Below are 17,265 nucleotides of genomic sequence, written 5' to 3'. Positions count from 1 at the left end.
GGCATCCGGGCGGTCTGGTGCCGCCCTTGGCCCCGGCGTCGTCAGTACGAGAACGGATAGAGTTTCCAATAGGCCTTGATCTGGCGCCAGCGGTGGGCAAGCCCGTCCGGCTCGAAGATCAGGAACAGGATGATGGTGGCGCCGATCAGCATCTCGCGCATGTAGGTGATGCCGTCCTTCAGGTGCAGCGCCTTGTCGATGGCGCTACCCTGGAGCGCGGAGGCGAGCGCCCCGGTCAGTTCCGGCAGTAGCACCATGAAGATGGTGCCCAGCAGCGAGCCCATCACCGAACCCAGCCCGCCGATGATAATCATGGCCAGGAACTGGATCGAGAACAGGATGTCGAGGCCTTCCACCGACATGAAGCCGATATAGTGGGCATAAAGCGCCCCGCCGATGCCGGCATAGAAGGACGAGATGCCGAAGGCCATGGTCCGGTACTTGGTGAGGTTCACGCCCATCATCTCGGCGGAGAGATAATGGTCGCGCACCGCGATCAGCGCCCGCCCGTCGCGGGTGCGCATCAGGTTGGTGGCGAAGAGATACATCACCACCACGAACACCAGCACCACGTAGAAATAGCGCGTGTCGCCCGACAGGTCGTAGCCGAACAGCTCGAACGGGGGCGCCATGGCGCCGTGCGTGCCGCCGGTGAACCATTCCGCCCGCACGAAGAAGTCCTGAAGGATGAACTGGGCGGCCAGCGTGGCGATGGCGAGGTAAAGCCCCTTCACCCGCGCCGCCGGCAGGCCGAACAGCAAGCCCACGAAGGTGGTCCACACGCCGGCCAGCACGATGGCGATGGGCACCGGCACGCCCTTGTTGGCCAGGAAAGCGGAGGCAAAGCCGCCGAAGCCGAAGAACACCGCGTGGCCGATGGAGATCTGCCCCGAAAACCCCACCAGGATGTTCAGGCCCAGCGCCGCAATGCCCAGATAGCCGATCTGGATCATCAAGGAGAGCATGTAGCGGGACAGGAACAGCGGGGCGAAGCACAGCACCACGACGGCTGCGACGCAGAACAGCATGGTGAGCCGGGTGGCGAAGATGGTCTGGTCGGCCCGGTAGGAGGTGCGGAAGTCGCCGCACGGGCGCATGGTGGAGATGGCCATGGCGTCACACTCTCTCGATGTCGCGGGTGCCGAACAGACCGTACGGCTTGATCATCAGGATGATGATGAGGACGTAGAAGGGCACGATCTCATAGAGGTTGCCCCAGTTGAGGAACTGGCTGTCGAAGAAGTGCGCCACGTTCTCCAGGACGCCGATGATGAGCCCGCCCACCACCGCGCCGAGGATCGAGTCGAGGCCGCCCAGGATCACCGCCGGGAAGACCTTGATGCCGAAGAAGGAGAGCGAGGCGGACACGCCGTTCACGATGCCCACCACCACGCCGGCCACAGCAGACACCGCCGCCGAGATGCCCCAGGACAGGGCGAAGACCTGGCGGACGGAGATGCCGAGCGACTGGGCCACCTGCTGGTTGAAGGCCGTGGCGCGCATGGCAAGTCCCATGCGGGAATATTTGAAGAACCAGGCAAAGCCCGCCATGATCGCCAGCGAGACGCCGGTCGACATGAGATAGGCGGTCTGCACCTGAAGCCCCAATATGTTGACCTTCGCCACCGAGAAGATGGGCGGGAAGGGCTGGGCGAAGGTGCCGAACATCCACTTCATCAGGGCCTGGAAGAAGATGGACAGGCCGATGGTCACCATGATGACCGAGATGATGGGTTCGCCGATGAGCGGCCGCAGCACGATGACCTGCAGGGCGAAGCCGAACAGCATCATGAAGGCGAGCGCGATCAGGAAGCCCCAGATGAAGGGGATCTGCCAATAGGTGAGCAGCCACCAGCAGGTCCAGGCGCCGATGAGCAGGAATTCGCCCTGGGCGAAGTTCACCACCTGGCTCGCCTTGTAGATCAGCACGAAGCACATGCCGACCACGCCATAGAGCGTGCCGATGATGAGCCCGTTGATGATGAGTTGGAGAAGGAGTTGGCCGGTCATCGGGGTGCCCGCGAAGACCCGCGCCCGATGGCGGGGGAGGGGGAGAGGGGGGAAAGGGGCAGGATTAAGAGGGCGCGCGCGCTAGGCGCGGGCCGCGGGAAGGCGCTCATGCCGCCCTCCTCTTGGCACCGGGCGCGGCGGCGCCGGAGCCCGTGGCCATGTCCACCACCTCCAGCACCGTCTTGATGCGCTGCTTGGTGCCGTCCTGGAAGGTGATGGTGGTGTCCACCGCGATCTTGGGATCGCCCCGATACATGGCGTCGATGATGTCGCCATAGCGCTCGTTGATGACGCCGCGGCGCACCTTGCGGGTGCGGGTCAGTTCACCATCGTCCGCGTCCAGTTCCTTATAGAGCAGCAGGAAGCGGGAGATGCGCTGCTTCTCGGCCAGCGTCTTGTTCACCTGCTCCACTTCCCGGCGCAGGAGGTCGATGACTTCGCGGCGGGAGGCGAGGTCCGTATAGGTGGTGAAGGCGATGCGGTTCTTCTCCGCCCATTTGGAGACGATGGAGAAGCGGATGCAGATCATCGCCGCCAGATGGTCGCGCCCATCGCCCAGGATCACCGCCTCGGCCACATAGGGCGAGAACTTCAGCTTGTTCTCGATATATTGCGGCGAGAAACGATCGCCATGGGCGGTGGAGGCCATGTCGCGCACGCGGTCGATGACCACCAAATGGCCGCGCGGATTGATGAAGCCGGCGTCCCCCGTCTGCATCCAACCGCCTTCGGCGAAGGATTTGCGGGTCTCTTCCTCGTTGCGGTAATAGCCGGCAAACGCGTTCCCGTGGCGGGTGACGATCTCGCCCAGGCCGTTGGGATCGGGATTGTCGATGCGCAGCTCCACGCCGGCCATGGGCACGCCGACTGTGTCGAAGTCGACGTCGTCGGCGGTGTGGATGGTATAGGCGCCCAGAAGCTCCGTCTGGCCGTAGAGCTGGCGCATGGGCACGCCGAGCGCCAGGAAGAAGCGGAAGGTATCCGGCCCCAGCGCCGCGCCGCCCGTGGCGGCGGACTTCAGGTTGGAAAAGCCCAGCCGGTCGCGCAGGGCGCGGAACAGGATGAAGTCCGCCACCGGCGAGCGCTTGCCGGTCTCCAGCGCTTTGAGGCCCAGCTTCATGCCATAGTCGAACATGGCGCGCTTGAAGGGCGAGGCGTCCATGATGCGGGCGCGCACGTCCGCCGCGATCTGCTCCCACACGCGGGGGGCGAACAGCACGAAGGTGGGGCCGATCTCCCGCATGTCGGCCATGGTGGTCTCGGTCTCCTCCACGAAATTGACCTTCATGCGGGAGATGAGCGCCTGACCGAAGGCGTAAATCTGCTCCATGATCCAGGGCATCTGGAGCACGCTGACATATTCGTCCTGCGGCCCGCGCGGGTCGGCGGCGAGATAGGCCGCGCAGTGGCGCAGCAATGCGCCGGAGGTGAGCATGGCCAGCTTGGGATGGGAGGTGGTGCCCGACGTGGTGCACAGGATGGCCACGTCCGATCCCTTGCCCTCGGCCACCAGCCGGTCGTAGAGGCCGGGATCGCCGGCCGCGCGGGCGGCGCCGGCGGCTTCCACCGCGGACAGCGCGATGAGGCGCGGATCGTCATATTTGCGCAGGCCGCGCGGGTCCGCATAGACGATGTGGCGGACGGTGGGGATGCGGTCTTCCAGCTGGAGCAGCTTGTCCACCTGCTCCTCGTCCTCCGCGAAGATCACCTTCACATCCGCATAGGTGATGAGATAGGCGACCTCTTCGGCCAGGGCATCGCGATAGATGCCCAGCGACATGCCGCCCACCGCATGGGCGGCGATCTCGCCCATCAGCCATTCCGGCCGGTTGTCGCCGATGAGGGCGATGACATCGCCCCTTTTGGTGCCGAGATCGGCAAGGCCCAGCGCCATGCGCTGCACGCGCTCGGACACCTGACGCCACGTATAGGCGTTCCAGATGCCGAGGTCCTTCTCGCGCAGCCAGATGTCGTTGCCATGGTTGCTTGCGTTCAGGGCCAGCAGCTTGGGAAGAGTGTCGTGGACGGAAACGTCCGGCAGGGTCGCCTGGCTCATGGGGAGCGCCTCTCTCACGCGGACAAAGCCTGGGGCGAAGGGGGCGGGGCGTCCTGCTCGTCCTCGAGCTCGGGGTCCTCCTCGCCCAGATAGGCCTTGCGCACATGCTCGTTGGCGAGCACGTCGGCGGGCAGGCCCTCGGCGATCTTGCGGCCGAAATCGAGCACCATGACGCGGTGGGAAATGTCCATCACCACGCCCATGTCGTGCTCGATCATGATGATGGTCATGCCCCATTCCTCGTTGAGATCAACGATGTAGCGGGCCATGTCCTCCTTTTCTTCGAGGTTCATGCCCGCCATGGGCTCGTCGAGCAGGATGAGCTTGGGCTCCAGCGCCACGGCGCGGGCCAGTTCCACGCGCTTGCGCAGGCCATAGGAGAGGGTGCCGGCGGTGGCCTTGCGCACATGCTGGATGTCGAGGAAGTCGATGATGTCCTCGACCTTGCGCCGGTGCTCCAATTCTTCCTTCTGCGCGCCGCCCACCCAGTAGAGGGCGCCGGTGAACCAGTTGTTCTTCAGCAGATGGTGGCGGCCGACCATGATGTTGTCGAGCACGCTCATGTGGTGGAACAGGGCGAGATTCTGGAACGTGCGGCCGATGCCGATGGCGGCGCGCCGGTTGGGCTTGAGCCGCGTCACGTCGCGGCCCTCGAACAGCACCCGCCCCTCGGTGGGCGAATAGCGCCCCGAAATGCAGTTGAGCAGCGAGGTCTTGCCGGCGCCGTTGGGGCCGATGATGGAGAACAACTCGCCCTTGTCGACGGAGAATTGCACATCGCTCAGCGCCCGGAGGCCGCCGAAGCGCAGCGAGACGCCATCCACATGCAACAGCGACGCGTTGTCGGCCGATGCGCCAGAGGCATTGGCAGTCGACATATTTCCCTCCCGAGACCCGCTCATTGGCGGGGGTGGCTTCTTTGGCCGTGTCTCACATTGTGAGATGATGTTGAGGCGATTATCTAGCGGGCGTTCGGTTCTTTCAAGGGCAATGCCGCTCGCCTGCGGGAATTATTGCGTGACCGACGATTCTGTCTCACATTGTAAGACATGGACGAGCACGAACAAGAAAATGGCGGCCCGCGGGGGGCGCAGAGTCTGGGCCGGGCCATGGCGCTGTTGCGGGTGGTGGCCGATGCCGCGCCGCGGCCGGTGCGTCTGGCCGATCTGATGCAGTCCACCGGCCTGTCCAAGGCCACCGCCCATCGCCTCGCCACCACCCTCGTGCACGAGACCTTGCTGGCCTATGACGGCGACCGCCGCAGCTATGGGCTGGGCGCCTTCTTCGATCGGTTCGGCCCGGCCGATCCGACGCAAGCGGTGACGGAGGAGGCGCCCACGCCGCCGTCCCATCCTTCCAGATATAGCGGTCCCAAGATTCCACTGGCCCATCTCCTGTGCGACCGGCATCTGGCGGTGAAGCGGGCCCAGCCCGCCATGATCCACGAAACCGTTTCCGGCCAGACCTCTGAACTGAGCTTCGGCAAGCTTGCCGAATATTCCGCCCGCTTTGCCCGCGTCCTCGCCGAGGCGGGGGTGCGCAAGGGCGATCGGGTTGCCGTGCTCCTGCCCAAGGGCGTCGAACTGGTCATCACCGCCTTGGCCATCTGGCGGATCGGGGCGGTCTACATGCCGCTCTTTTCCACCTATTCTCCGGCGGCGGTGGAGGCTCGGCTGAAAGCCAGCGGCGTCAAGGCCATCGTGGCCAACCGCTTCCTCATCGAGCGGGCGTCCCGCTACATCACCGGCAAGACCTTCGTCTGCCTCATTGAGGGCGATCAGATCAATCGCCTCGACAGCAAGGTGACGCAGTTCTGGTCCTCCATCTATGCCTCCGAGCCACTGGAAACCGTGGAGACCTATGGGGAGAACGACCCCTTCACCATGACCTATGCGCCGAGCTTCGTGGAGGCCAAGCTAGGGCTCCTCACCCCGGTGCGCGCCTTGGCGGGCATCGAGCAATATATGCGGGTCAGCATGGATGTCCGCGACGAGGACGTCTATTGGAACATGGCTGACCAGGGGTGGGAATACGGCATTTATTATGGCCTCATCGGTCCGCTCCTCATCGGATGCTCGATTTTGTTTTGCGATGGGCCTTACGATGTCTCGCAGGGCTATCGCGTCCTGTCCAAGTTCCGCGTCACCAACCTCACGGCCGCGCCCTCCCAGATCAAGGCCTGGCGGCGGGGCGATCCCCATGACGGCGCCTCTCCCTTTGCCATCCGCCAGGTGACGGTGGGCGGCGAGCCCTTGCCGCCGGACGTGGTCTCCTGGGTGACCCAGAAGCTGGAAGTGCCGCTCATCAATCAATATGGCCACCGGGAAACCGGCATGATCGTGGGCATGACCTATGATCCCCGCGATCCCTCGTCGTCCCGGCGCGCCTCGGTGGGCCGCATCATGCCGGGCTTCGCCCTGGCGGTGCTGGACAAGCAGGGCGCCCAATTGCCCGCCGGCACCGAAGGGTTGCTCGCCGTCGATGTGAAACGCTCGCCCCTGTTCTGGTTTCGCTCGTATTTCAAGGACGAAACCCATACCCGGATGAGGTTCCAGTTCGGCGCCGACTATTATGTGCTTGGCGATACCGGCTTCATCGATGAGGACGGCTGGGTCCACTATAGCGGGCGGGCGTCCCACGCCATCTTGATGCAGAAAGACTGAAGCCGGGGCCTGGCCTGGTCATGCTTCTCTCCCATGTCGGCGGCGATGTGCTTTGGCGTCGCGCCGGGTGCATCGGTCTTCTGCCGGTTGCAGAAACAATCGAACGTTCTTTTTTTATGAGCGTCAAGGCTCTTTTTTGCGTCCCTGCGGCTTGCGTGTCCGGGCGGTCGCGCTCACTCTATCGCCCGATCATTATCGCTTGATCATCCCTTGGATGGTCATACCGTCACACCAGCCGGTCAAAGGGGCCTCCGGTCGAAAGAGATGGCGCGCACGGTCGGTTCCAACGGGGCGCGCACGGCCCAGGCCATTCGGCAGGCGGGCGTGCAGCTCATCTATAAGCACGGCTATGAAGCCATGAGCCTGCGGCAGCTGGCCGCCGAGGTGGGGCTGCAGTCGGGCTCGCTCTACAAGTATTTCGACAACAAGCAGAGCCTCCTGTTCGACATCGTGCGCGATCACATGGAAGACCTCATCATGCGCGCGGAGGCTGCGCTCGGGGATGTGGAGGCGCCTCTCGACAGGCTGAAGGTCTTTGTCGATTTTCACCTGCGCTATCACATGACGCGCAATGCCCATGTCTTCATCGCCAACATGGAGATCCGCTCCCTGGACGAGGAGCATCGGGCGGTGGTGGTGGGCATGCGCCAGCGCTACGAGGCCATGCTGGAAGACGCGCTCCGGGCCGGCGCGGCGGAGGGTGTGTTCCGCGTGCCCGAGCCACGGGTGGCCACCTATGCCATCATCTCCATGCTCACCGGCATCTGCATGTGGTACCGCGCCGACGGCCGGCTGAGCCAGGACGAGTTGGTGCGCATCTATACCGACTTGGTGGTGGAAGGTGTCGCCCCGCCTGAGGCCGGCAAGCGGGCCGGCGCCTTGCCCGCGCCTCCAGCCGCCCGCCGCCGCCTGAAAGCCTGAGACCAGCCGGCGAATTCGCTTGCAGCCTGCATAAAAAAACGTACGATCGTTTCCAAGCCGACCAGGATCGGCACGGGAGGAAGACGGCGTGCGCGAAGTTCGGTCATGGCTGTCATGACCGTGTGCTAAGCGGCGCGAAAGTTCGGCTCCCGCAACATTCAAGGGTGAGGCGCGCATGGCGATCATCGAGGACGCGGTCGACCGGCGGTCGGAGGCTTTCCGCCTGAACCGTGAGGCACTGGCCGCGAGCGTCGCGGACCTGAGGGGCCATGTGGAGCGGATCGCCGAAGGCGGCGGCCAGGTGGCGCGCGAGCGGCATCTGAAGCGCGGCAAGCTTCTGCCGCGGGACCGCATCCGCACCCTTCTGGACACCGGCTCGCCCTTCCTGGAGCTCTCCCAGCTTGCCGCCTACGGCATGTATGACGACGACATTCCCGCCGCCGGCATCATCACTGGCATCGGCCGGGTGTCGGGGCGTGAATGCATGATCGTGGCGAACGACGCCACGGTGAAGGGCGGCACCTACTTCCCCATGACGGTGAAGAAGCACCTGCGCGCCCAGGCCATCGCGCGGGAAAATCACCTGCCGTGCCTTTATCTGGTGGATTCCGGCGGCGCCAATCTGCCGAACCAGGACGAGGTCTTCCCCGACCGCGAGCATTTCGGCCGCATCTTCTTCAACCAGGCCAACATGTCCTCGGAGGGCATCGCCCAGATCGCGGTGGTGATGGGCTCGTGCACCGCCGGCGGCGCCTATGTGCCCGCCATGGCCGACCAGTCCATCATGGTGAAGAACCAGGCCACCATCTTCCTCGGCGGCCCGCCTCTGGTGAAGGCCGCCACCGGCGAGGTGGTCACGGCGGAAGAACTGGGCGGAGCGGACGTGCACACCCGCACCTCCGGCGTTGCCGACCACATGGCCGAGAATGATGCCCACGCCTTGGGCATCGCCCGCACCATCGTGGCCGACCTCAACCGGGTGAAGGGCCACGGCCTCGACATCCGCCCGCCCAAGGCGCCGCTTTATGATGCCGAGGACATCTATGGCATCGTCTCCCAGGACCCCAAGAAGCCCTTCGATGTGCGCCAGATCATCGCCCGCATCGTGGACGGCTCGGAGTTTGACGAGTTCAAGCCGCTTTACGGCACCACTTTGGTGACCGGCTTTGCCCGCATCTTCGGCTATCCGGTGGGCATCATCGCCAACAATGGCATCCTGTTCTCGGAAAGCGCGCTGAAGGGCGCGCACTTCGTGGAATTGTGCTGCCAGCGCAATATCCCGCTGGTGTTCTTGCAGAACATCACCGGCTTCATGGTGGGCCGCAAATACGAGTCCGGCGGCATCGCCAAGGATGGCGCCAAGCTGGTCAATGCGGTGTCTTGCGCGGCCGTGCCCAAGTTCACGGTGGTGATCGGCAATTCCTTCGGCGCCGGTAATTACGGCATGTGCGGCCGCGCCTTCGAGCCGCGCTTCCTGTGGATGTGGCCCAATGCCCGCATCTCCGTGATGGGCGGCGAGCAGGCCGCCAACGTGCTCGCCCAGGTCAAGCGCGACGGCATCGAGGGCAAGGGCGGCAGCTGGTCGGCGGAGGACGAGGCGGCCTTCAAGGCGCCCATCCAGGCGCAATATGAGCGCCAGGGCCATCCTTATTATTCCTCGGCCCGCCTGTGGGACGACGGCGTCATCGATCCGGCGGATACCCGCATGGTTCTGGCGCTGGCTCTGTCCGCCTCCCTCAACGCCCCTGAGAAGGACACGCGCTTCGGCGTGTTCCGCATGTGATGAGCCTGCTCGTTTCCCGAGAGGACGGGGTCGCTGTCCTCACCCTCAACCGGCCCGAACTGCACAACGCCTTTGACGATGCGCTGATCGCCGCCCTTACTGTCGCCTACCGGGAAGCCGGGGCCGATCCGACCGTCAAGGCCATCCTGCTGCGGGCGAATGGTCCCTCCTTCTGCGCCGGGGCCGATCTCAACTGGATGCGCCGCATGGCGGCCTATTCCCGCGACGAGAATTTGGCGGATGCCGGTGCGCTGGGCGAGCTCATGCGCACCATCGACACCTGCCCCAAGCCCACCTTGGCGCGGGTGCACGGTTCCGCCTTTGCCGGCGCCATCGGCCTCATCGCCTGCTCGGACATCGCGGTGGCGGTGCCGGAGGCGCTGTTCGCCGTCACCGAGGTGCGGATCGGGCTCATCCCGGCGGTCATCAGCCCCTATCTGGTGCGGGCCATGGGCGCCCGGCAGGCGCGGCGCTATTTCCTCACCGCCGAGCGCTTCTCGGCGGAGACCGCCCTGGCGCTGGGCCTCGTGCATGAGGTGGTGCCCGCCGAGGAGCTGGATGGCGCCATCGCTCGCCATCTCAAAGCCCTGTCCGCCGGCAGCCCGGCGGCGCAGGCCGCCACCAAGGATCTCGTCGCGGCGGTGGATCGCCCCCTCAGCGCCGAGGTCATCGCCGACACCGCCGCCCGCATCGCCGACCAGCGCGCCAGCGCCGACGGTCGCGAGGGGCTCACCGCCTTCCTGGAAAAGCGCAAGCCACAATGGGGGCAGGCATGACCGGAACCCACCCGCGGCCCATCCGCACCCTTCTCGTTGCCAATCGCGGCGAGATCGCCGTGCGCGTCATGCGCACCGCCCGCGCCATGGGCCTGAAGACCATCGCCGTCTATTCGGACGCCGACGCCCGTGCGCTCCATGTGGCGAGCGCCGACGAGGCCTATCCCATCGGCCCGGCGCCCGCCCGCGAGAGCTATCTGCGCATCGACGCCATCCTTGAGGCCGCCCAGGCCTCGGGCGCGGATGCCATCCACCCCGGCTATGGCTTCCTCTCCGAGAATGCCACCTTCGCCAAGGCTTGCGCCGAGGCGGGCATCGTCTTTGTCGGCCCGCCGGCCTCCGCCATCGAGGCCATGGGTTCCAAAAGCGCGGCCAAGGCCCTGATGGAAAAGGCCGGCGTGCCGCTGGTGCCGGGCTATCACGGGGTCGACCAGGACCCCGCGCTTCTGGCGCGGGAGGCGGCGCGCATCGGCTATCCCGTCCTCATCAAGGCCTCCGCTGGCGGCGGCGGCAAGGGCATGAAGGTGGTGCGTTCGGCGGAGGAGTTCACCGATGCGCTCGCCTCCGCCCAGCGCGAGGCCCGCAATGCCTTCGGCGATGACCGGGTGCTGGTGGAGAAGTATCTCACCCGCCCGCGCCACATCGAAGTGCAGGTCTTCGCCGATACCCACGGCAATGTGGTCTATCTCCACGAGCGCGACTGCTCCATCCAGCGCCGCCACCAGAAGGTGGTGGAAGAGGCCCCCGCCCCCGGCATGAGCCCGGAACGGCGGGCGGCCATGGGCCAGGCGGCAGTGGATGCCGCCCGCGCGGTGGGTTATGTGGGCGCCGGCACGGTGGAATTCATCGCCGAGGGCGACGACTTCTTCTTCATGGAGATGAACACCCGCCTCCAGGTGGAGCATCCCGTCACCGAGGCCATCACCCGCCAGGACCTGGTGGAATGGCAGATCCGGGTGGCGCGCGGCGAGGCGCTGCCGCTGGCCCAGGCGGATATTCCGCTCATCGGCCACGCCATTGAGGTGCGCCTCTATGCGGAAGACCCCGAGAAGGACTTCCTGCCCCAGGTGGGCCGGCTCGACCATCTGGTCCTGCCGGAGACCATCTCCGGCGTGCGCGTGGATTCCGGCGTGCGGGCAGGCGATACGGTCTCCATCCATTATGATCCGATGATCGCCAAGATCATCGCGGAGGGCGCCGACCGGGCGGAGGCGCTGGGCCGGCTGCGGGCGGCGCTTGCGGCGACGCAGGTGGTGGGCCTGTCCACCAATCGCGCATTCCTGCAATCCATCCTCGCGGAGCCGGCCTTCGCCGCCGCCGACCTCGACACCGGCTTCATCGAGCGCCACCGCGACACGCTTCTGCCACCGCCCGCTCCGGTGGACGAGCGCTCCCTCGCGCTGGCTGCCCTCTATGTGCTGCTGGACGAGGCCCGCGCTTCTGCCGCCGCGGCGGACCCGGCCGACCCCTGGTCGCCCTGGGGCCTCGCACCGGGCTGGCGGCTCAATCGCTCGGCCTTCGTGGACCTGACCTTCGCCGACCGGGACAGCCGCATCGCGGTGCGCGCCCATTATGCGGCCGATGGTTTCCAGCTGGACCTGCCGGGCGGGCGTCTGGCCGTGGAGGGTACGCTCTCCGAGGACGGCACGCTCATCGCGCGCCTCGCCGGCGTGCGGCTCACCGCCCGCGTGGTGCGCTCCGGCGCGCGGCTCACCGTCTTCGCGGCGGGCGCCGAGCGCAGCCTCGACCATGTGGACCCGCGCCTCGCCAGCATCGAGGCCACCGGCACCGCCGGACGCCTGGTGGCGCCCATGCCGGGCACCATCACCCGCATCGCGGTGGCGCCGGGCGACCGGGTTGAAAAGGGTGCCGCCCTGGTGGTGGTGGAAGCCATGAAGATGGAGCATACGGTGGCCGCGCCCCGCGCCGGGCGCGTCAAGTCCGTCCGCTTCGCCGTCGGCGACCTGGTGGACGATGGCACCGAGCTCCTGGTTCTGGAGGATCCGGCATGAGCCGTCCCGCTGAAGTGCGTATCGTCGAGGTTGGCCCGCGCGACGGGCTCCAGAACGAAAAGGGCATCGTGCCGCTGGCCGCCAAGGTGGCGCTCATCGATGCTCTGGCTGATGCAGGCCTGACCGTGGTGGAAAGCGGCAGCTTCGTCTCGCCCAAATGGGTGCCGCAAATGGCGGATACGGCGGAGGTGATGGCCGCCATCACCCGCAAGCCGGGCGTGCGCTATCCCGTCCTGGTGCCCAATATGAAGGGCCTGGAGGCCGCGCTCGCCTGCCAGGTGGACGAGGTGGCGGTCTTCGGCGCCGCGTCGGAAGCCTTCAGCCAGAAAAACATCAATTGCTCCATCGCCGAGAGCCTGGACCGCTTCCGCCCGGTGGTGGCGGCGGCGCTGGAGGCCGGCATCCTGGTGCGCGGCTATGTGAGCTGCGTGCTCGGCTGCCCCTATCGGGGCGAGGTGCCCGTGGCCAAGGTGGTGGAAGTGTCCGAAGCCCTGGCGGCCATGGGCTGCTATGAGGTCTCGCTGGGCGACACCATCGGCGTCGGCACGCCCGACAAGGCCAGGGTGATGGCCTCGGCGGTTGCCTCCGCCATCGGCGTCGCGCGCACCGCCGTGCATTTCCACGACACCTACGGCCAGGCGCTGGGCAATGTGCTCGCGTGCCTGGACGCCGGCATTCATGTGGTGGACAGCTCGGTCGCCGGCCTTGGCGGCTGCCCCTATGCCAAGGGGGCTTCCGGCAATCTCGCCACCGAAGATCTCGTCTATATGCTGGACGGCCTCGGCGTTTCCACGGGGGTCGACCTGGACAAGCTCGCCGCCGCCGGCCGCGCCATCACGGCCGCGCTCGGCCGCGAGCCCACATCCCGCGTGGCCCAGGCGCTGGCCGCCCGCTGCGCCGCCTGACGGACGGACGGCGCGCGGGGGTGGAACCGGGATCTGCCGGACAAGCCCTCCGACCCGCCGCAGGGCGGGGGGAGGGCACCTGTGTTCTCCCGTCCGTCACTTCACCAGCGGGCAGCCGCTTTCCGCTTCGGGAATATAGGCCTCGTTCCCGGGAATCGTCTCGACGAGGGTCAGATAGTCCCACGGCCCCTTCGACTGGCTGGGCTTCTTGACCTCGAACAGGTACATGTCGCCGAACACGCGGCCATTCTTCCCGATCCGGGCGTTCTTCATCATCATGTCGTTGACGGGCGTGGCGCGCATCTTCTCCGCGACCTTGTCGGCATCGTCGGTGCCCGTGTCCTTCACCGCCTGGAGATAGTGACGAACGGCGGAATAGACGCCGGCCTGGTTCATGGAGGGCTTGCGCCCCGTCTTGGCCTCGAACGTCTTCGACCAGGCTCGCGTGCCGTCATTCATGTCCCAATAGAAGGAATTGGCCAGGGTAAGCCCCTGCGCCACCGGCAAGGTCAGGGCGTGGACGTCGTTGATGTTCAGGAGCAGCCCGGCCAGCGTCTGGCCGCCCTGGGGCAAGCCGAATTCATTGGCCTGCTTCACCGAATTGATGGTGTCGCCGCCGGCATTGGCGAGCGCGACCACCTTCGCGCCGGAGCCCTGGGCCTGGACCAGGAAGGAGGAGAAGTCGGAGGTCGCCAGCGGCACCCGGACCCCACCCTTCACCGTGCCGCCCAGCGCCTTGACGGTCTTGCTGGCTTCCTCTTCCAGCGAATGACCGAAGGCATAGTCGGCGGTGATGAAGAACCAGGTCTTGTCGCCTTTGGCCACCAGCGCCCGCGCGGTGGCGGCGGAGACCGAATGGGTGTCCCACGTCCACATGAAGCCATAGGGGCTGCAGGCCTTGCCTGTGAGGTCCACGGCGCCGGGGCCGGACATGAGGAAGATGCGCTTGCGCTCCTTCGTGATGCCCTGCACCGCCAGGGCTGCCGCCGAGTTCGGCACGTCCGCGATCACGTCCACCTGTTCGGTATCGAGCCACTTGCGGGCGATGCCGGCGGCGACATCGGCCTTGTTCTGATGGTCGGCCACCACGATCTCGATGGGCGCGCCGTTGATGGCATTGCCGAACTCTTCCGCCGCCAGGCGCGCGGCGAAGGCTGATCCCTCGCCGTTGATGTCCGAATAGACGCCGGTCAGATCCGACAGGACGCCGATCTTGATCTTGCCCTCGGACATCTGGGCATGAACAGGCCCAGCCACACCAATCAACGCGGCGCCGAGCGCGACCGCGAGCATCTGACCCTTCATGTGTCTTCTCCCTGCCTTGCTTATTGTTGGATCGGGTTGTTGGATCTGGCGCCGCCGGTCTCACCGCGCGGTGTAGCCTCCGTCCACCGGAAGGACGGCCCCGGTGACACCGCCAGCGGCGTCCGAGCACAGGAACACCACCGCCGCCGCAATCTCCTGCGGGGTGACGGGGCGGCGGATGGGCTGGTTCTCCAGGAACACGCCCTGGATCACCGCTTCGGGTTCCAGCCCCGTCACCCGCGCCTGATCGGCCACCTGCATCTCGATGATGGGCGTCATCACCATGCCCGGGCATACCACGTTGCAGGTGACACCGGTCTGGGCCACTTCCAGGGCGATGGAGCGCGTGAGGCCCACCAGGCCGTGCTTGGCCGCCACATAGGCCGGCTTGTGCGGCGCTCCCACGAGACCCAGCGCAGAGGCGATGTTCACGATCCGGCCAAACCCGCGCGCGGCCATGCCCGGCACGGCGGCCTTGCTGGCATGGAAGGCGGCGGACAGATTGATCGCCAGCACCTGGTCCCACTTCTCCTCGGGAAAATCCGCCAGCGGCGCCACATGCTGGATGCCGGCATTGTTCACGAGAATGTCCACGGGACCCAGCGTCTGCGCGGCCGTCTCCAGGAGGGCGCGAACCTCGGACGGGCGGGACATGTCCGCCCCGTTGAAGGCGATGATGCGGCCGGACTCTTCGGCCATCTGGCGCCGCGCCGCCTCGATCTCTCCGGGGTCGCCGAGACCGTTGAGCATCACGTTGCAGCCCGCAGCCGCCAGGGCGCTGGCAATGGCATGGCCAATCCCGGAGGTGGAGCCCGTGACAACGGCAGTACGTCCCTTCATGCGTGTGTCCTCGTGTGGGAAGGGGGAAGATGTCGGCCCTGCGCGCCCGCACAGGGGTGAACGGACGGGCGGGGGCGTGCGTCGAGCGGGGGCGGCATCTCCCTTCCGAAGGCGGGCGCGGGTCTTTGCGTGCGGCGCTCGCTCTCGGGCGAGAGGGACAGCCGCCGGGCGCTTCTGGGCCTTATTCCAGCAAGGCGCATGCCACCTGGTGCGAACCGAGCGAAGGCCAGCGCGCACAAGGCTCGCCTCCGGGCGCTCCGCGGAGGGGGCGCCCCCTCGCCGTCCAGATCGCGGGACGGTGGGCGTGAGAACTCAGCGGCGGTGTAGGTCAGATGCCTGGGTTATGGCCGTCTCTTGCTGAGTCCAGAAATCTGGACAACAGTCCGAAAACAAAGACACTCCAGAGGAGACGGCCATGCCCGGTTCCGCCCTGTCCCGGCTCATGGCGGTGCGCTCCCTCCTTGAGATGGTGGAGGAGATGATCGACGGCGCCACCATCGTCGATGAGCGGTCTCGCGTGGTCTGGTTCAATCCCGGCCAGCTGGCGCTTCTGGGTGGCGTTGCCCTGAGCGAGGTGGTGGGTCAGGAGATCGAGCGCGTCATTCCCCATAGCCGCCTGCGGGAGGTGGTGGAAACCGGCCGCCCCCAGCCGCTCGACGTCATCCAATACGGCGACAAGACGCTGCTGGTGACGCGCCTGCCCCTGCGTGGTGACGGGGGCGAGATCATTGGCGCCTTCGCCTTCGCCCTGAAGAACAGCATTCCGCAATTGCGGCCCATCGCCGAGCGGGTCCACCAGCTCCAGGCGCGTCTGGCGCGCATGGAACAGGCGCTTTCCACCAACCGCACCCATCGCTACACCAGCGAACATATCCTCGGGGCCAGCCCGGCCATGCGCGAGGTGGGCCGCCTCCTGCGGCGCGCGGGTGAGGTGCGCTCGCCCGTCCTGTTGCTGGGCGAGACGGGGACGGGAAAGGAGATGGCCGCCCATGCCATCCATGCCGCGTCCGCGCGCATGAACCGGCCCTTCGTCGCCCTCAATGTGGCGGCGGTGCCGGAAAACCTCCTGGAAGCCGAGTTCTTTGGCGTGGCGCCGGGGGCCTTCACCGGCGCCGCGCGACAGCCTCGGCCGGGGAAGTTCCAGGTCGCCCACGAGGGCACCCTGTTTCTCGACGAGATCGGCGACATGCCGCTCGCACTCCAGGCCAAGCTCTTGCGTGCGTTGCAGGAGGGCGAGGTGGAGCCGGTGGGCTCCAACCAGCTCGCGCGGGTCGACGTGCGCATCATCGCCGCCACCAGCCGGCCCCTGGAGGAGATGGTGGCGGCCGGCACGTTCCGGCGCGACCTTTATTATCGCATCAATGTGCTCTCCATCCGCTTGCCGCCCCTGCGCGAACGCACCGGGGACATCGGCCTGCTGGCCGCCAAGTTCACGGAGCGCATCGCCCAAAGCTTTGCCACCGCCCCGCGCCCCTGCACCGCGGACGCGCTCGTCCTGCTGGAGCGCTATTCTTGGCCCGGCAATGTGCGCGAACTCGCCAATGTGATCGAGCAGATCTATGTGCGCACCGACGGCGCCCACATCGCGGCGGGGGATGTGGCGCAGACCCTCGGCCTTGATCTGGAACCGGTGGAAGATGCGTCCAAGGGGCAGGGGCAGACCCTTGCCGCCGCCGTGGCGGAGCTGGAGCGCAAGCTGATTGCGCAGGCTCTGGCCACCAGCGACAACCGGGAGGCTGCGGCCCGCGCGCTCGGCCTGTCGCGCAGCGCCCTTTATGCCAAGATGCAGCGGTATGGTCTCCAGGCGGCCAGCCGTCCCGCGGACCGCGAAGCGCGGTCCGGCGGGGCGTGACCGCCTTTGTCGTGGAAAGTTCCAAATCGGTATTGACGCGAAAAATCGCCGGGCCTATAACCCGGCCATCAACGACGGGCTGCGGCCGCGAGTTCAGCGGCTGGTTCGTCGTCTTTAGATGTCTCTCACGACTTGATGTTGT

Annotated in this window: 13 protein-coding genes; 7 read left to right on the top strand and 6 right to left on the bottom strand. The window is 66.6% G+C overall.

Going from position 1 to position 17,265, the window contains the following annotated elements:
• Nucleotides 1-41: 41 nt before the first annotated feature.
• From ACT54L_RS08815 to ACT54L_RS08800, 4 genes are all read right to left on the bottom strand, one after another.
• Nucleotides 42-1,112, bottom strand: a complete 1,071-nt coding sequence (locus ACT54L_RS08815; protein ID WP_476085214.1) for a branched-chain amino acid ABC transporter permease — start codon at nucleotides 1,110-1,112, stop codon at nucleotides 42-44.
• Between the two features lie 4 nt (nucleotides 1,113-1,116).
• Nucleotides 1,117-2,010 carry a branched-chain amino acid ABC transporter permease gene (locus ACT54L_RS08810; RefSeq protein WP_476085213.1) on the bottom strand — a complete coding sequence of 298 codons (894 nt, stop codon included), beginning with the start codon at nucleotides 2,008-2,010 and terminating at the stop codon, nucleotides 1,117-1,119.
• Between the two features lie 106 nt (nucleotides 2,011-2,116).
• Nucleotides 2,117-4,066, bottom strand: a complete 1,950-nt coding sequence (locus ACT54L_RS08805) for an AMP-binding protein (RefSeq protein WP_476085212.1) — start codon at nucleotides 4,064-4,066, stop codon at nucleotides 2,117-2,119.
• Between the two features lie 14 nt (nucleotides 4,067-4,080).
• A complete protein-coding gene (locus ACT54L_RS08800; RefSeq protein ID WP_476085211.1) occupies nucleotides 4,081-4,944 on the bottom strand; it encodes an ABC transporter ATP-binding protein in 864 nt (287 codons plus the stop codon).
• Nucleotides 4,945-5,115: 171 nt separating this feature from the next.
• Between ACT54L_RS08800 and ACT54L_RS08795 the strand changes: the two genes are divergently transcribed.
• The 6 genes from ACT54L_RS08795 (at nucleotide 5,116) to ACT54L_RS08770 (ending at nucleotide 13,126) form a co-directional block, all read left to right on the top strand.
• Nucleotides 5,116-6,729, top strand: coding sequence for an AMP-binding protein (locus ACT54L_RS08795; RefSeq protein ID WP_476085210.1), 1,614 nt, complete (start codon nucleotides 5,116-5,118; stop codon nucleotides 6,727-6,729).
• Between the two features lie 264 nt (nucleotides 6,730-6,993).
• On the top strand, nucleotides 6,994-7,650 hold the full coding sequence (locus ACT54L_RS08790; protein WP_476085209.1) for a TetR/AcrR family transcriptional regulator: 657 nt from the start codon (nucleotides 6,994-6,996) through the stop codon (nucleotides 7,648-7,650).
• Nucleotides 7,651-7,825: 175 nt separating this feature from the next.
• The gene (locus ACT54L_RS08785; protein ID WP_476085208.1) at nucleotides 7,826-9,433 is read left to right on the top strand and encodes a carboxyl transferase domain-containing protein; all 1,608 of its coding nucleotides are present in this window, start codon (nucleotides 7,826-7,828) and stop codon (nucleotides 9,431-9,433) included.
• The gene (locus tag ACT54L_RS08780; RefSeq protein ID WP_476085207.1) at nucleotides 9,433-10,209 is read left to right on the top strand and encodes an enoyl-CoA hydratase/isomerase family protein; all 777 of its coding nucleotides are present in this window, start codon (nucleotides 9,433-9,435) and stop codon (nucleotides 10,207-10,209) included. The genes ACT54L_RS08785 and ACT54L_RS08780 overlap by 1 nt, the downstream gene beginning before the upstream one ends.
• On the top strand, nucleotides 10,206-12,221 hold the full coding sequence (locus ACT54L_RS08775; RefSeq protein WP_476085206.1) for an acetyl/propionyl/methylcrotonyl-CoA carboxylase subunit alpha: 2,016 nt from the start codon (nucleotides 10,206-10,208) through the stop codon (nucleotides 12,219-12,221). The genes ACT54L_RS08780 and ACT54L_RS08775 overlap by 4 nt, the downstream gene beginning before the upstream one ends.
• On the top strand, nucleotides 12,218-13,126 hold the full coding sequence (locus ACT54L_RS08770; RefSeq protein ID WP_476085205.1) for a hydroxymethylglutaryl-CoA lyase: 909 nt from the start codon (nucleotides 12,218-12,220) through the stop codon (nucleotides 13,124-13,126). Before ACT54L_RS08775 ends, ACT54L_RS08770 begins: the two co-directional genes overlap by 4 nt.
• A 96-nt stretch (nucleotides 13,127-13,222) precedes the next feature.
• Here the strand turns inward: ACT54L_RS08770 and ACT54L_RS08765 are convergent, their stop codons facing one another.
• The gene (locus ACT54L_RS08765; RefSeq protein ID WP_476085204.1) at nucleotides 13,223-14,431 is read right to left on the bottom strand and encodes an ABC transporter substrate-binding protein; all 1,209 of its coding nucleotides are present in this window, start codon (nucleotides 14,429-14,431) and stop codon (nucleotides 13,223-13,225) included.
• A 60-nt stretch (nucleotides 14,432-14,491) separates the two neighbouring features.
• Complete coding sequence (locus tag ACT54L_RS08760; RefSeq protein ID WP_476085203.1) at nucleotides 14,492-15,271, bottom strand: 3-hydroxybutyrate dehydrogenase; 780 nt, start codon at nucleotides 15,269-15,271, stop codon at nucleotides 14,492-14,494.
• Between the two features lie 415 nt (nucleotides 15,272-15,686).
• On the opposite strand from ACT54L_RS08760, the gene ACT54L_RS08755 reads away from it, so the two are divergent.
• Complete coding sequence (locus ACT54L_RS08755; protein WP_476085202.1) at nucleotides 15,687-17,123, top strand: sigma-54 interaction domain-containing protein; 1,437 nt, start codon at nucleotides 15,687-15,689, stop codon at nucleotides 17,121-17,123.
• Nucleotides 17,124-17,265: the final 142 nt, after the last annotated feature.

Source organism: Aquabacter sp. DMC10 (genome assembly GCF_056314145.1).
Note: the sequence above shows the minus strand (reverse complement) of the source record. Positions and strands in the feature narration are given on the sequence as shown.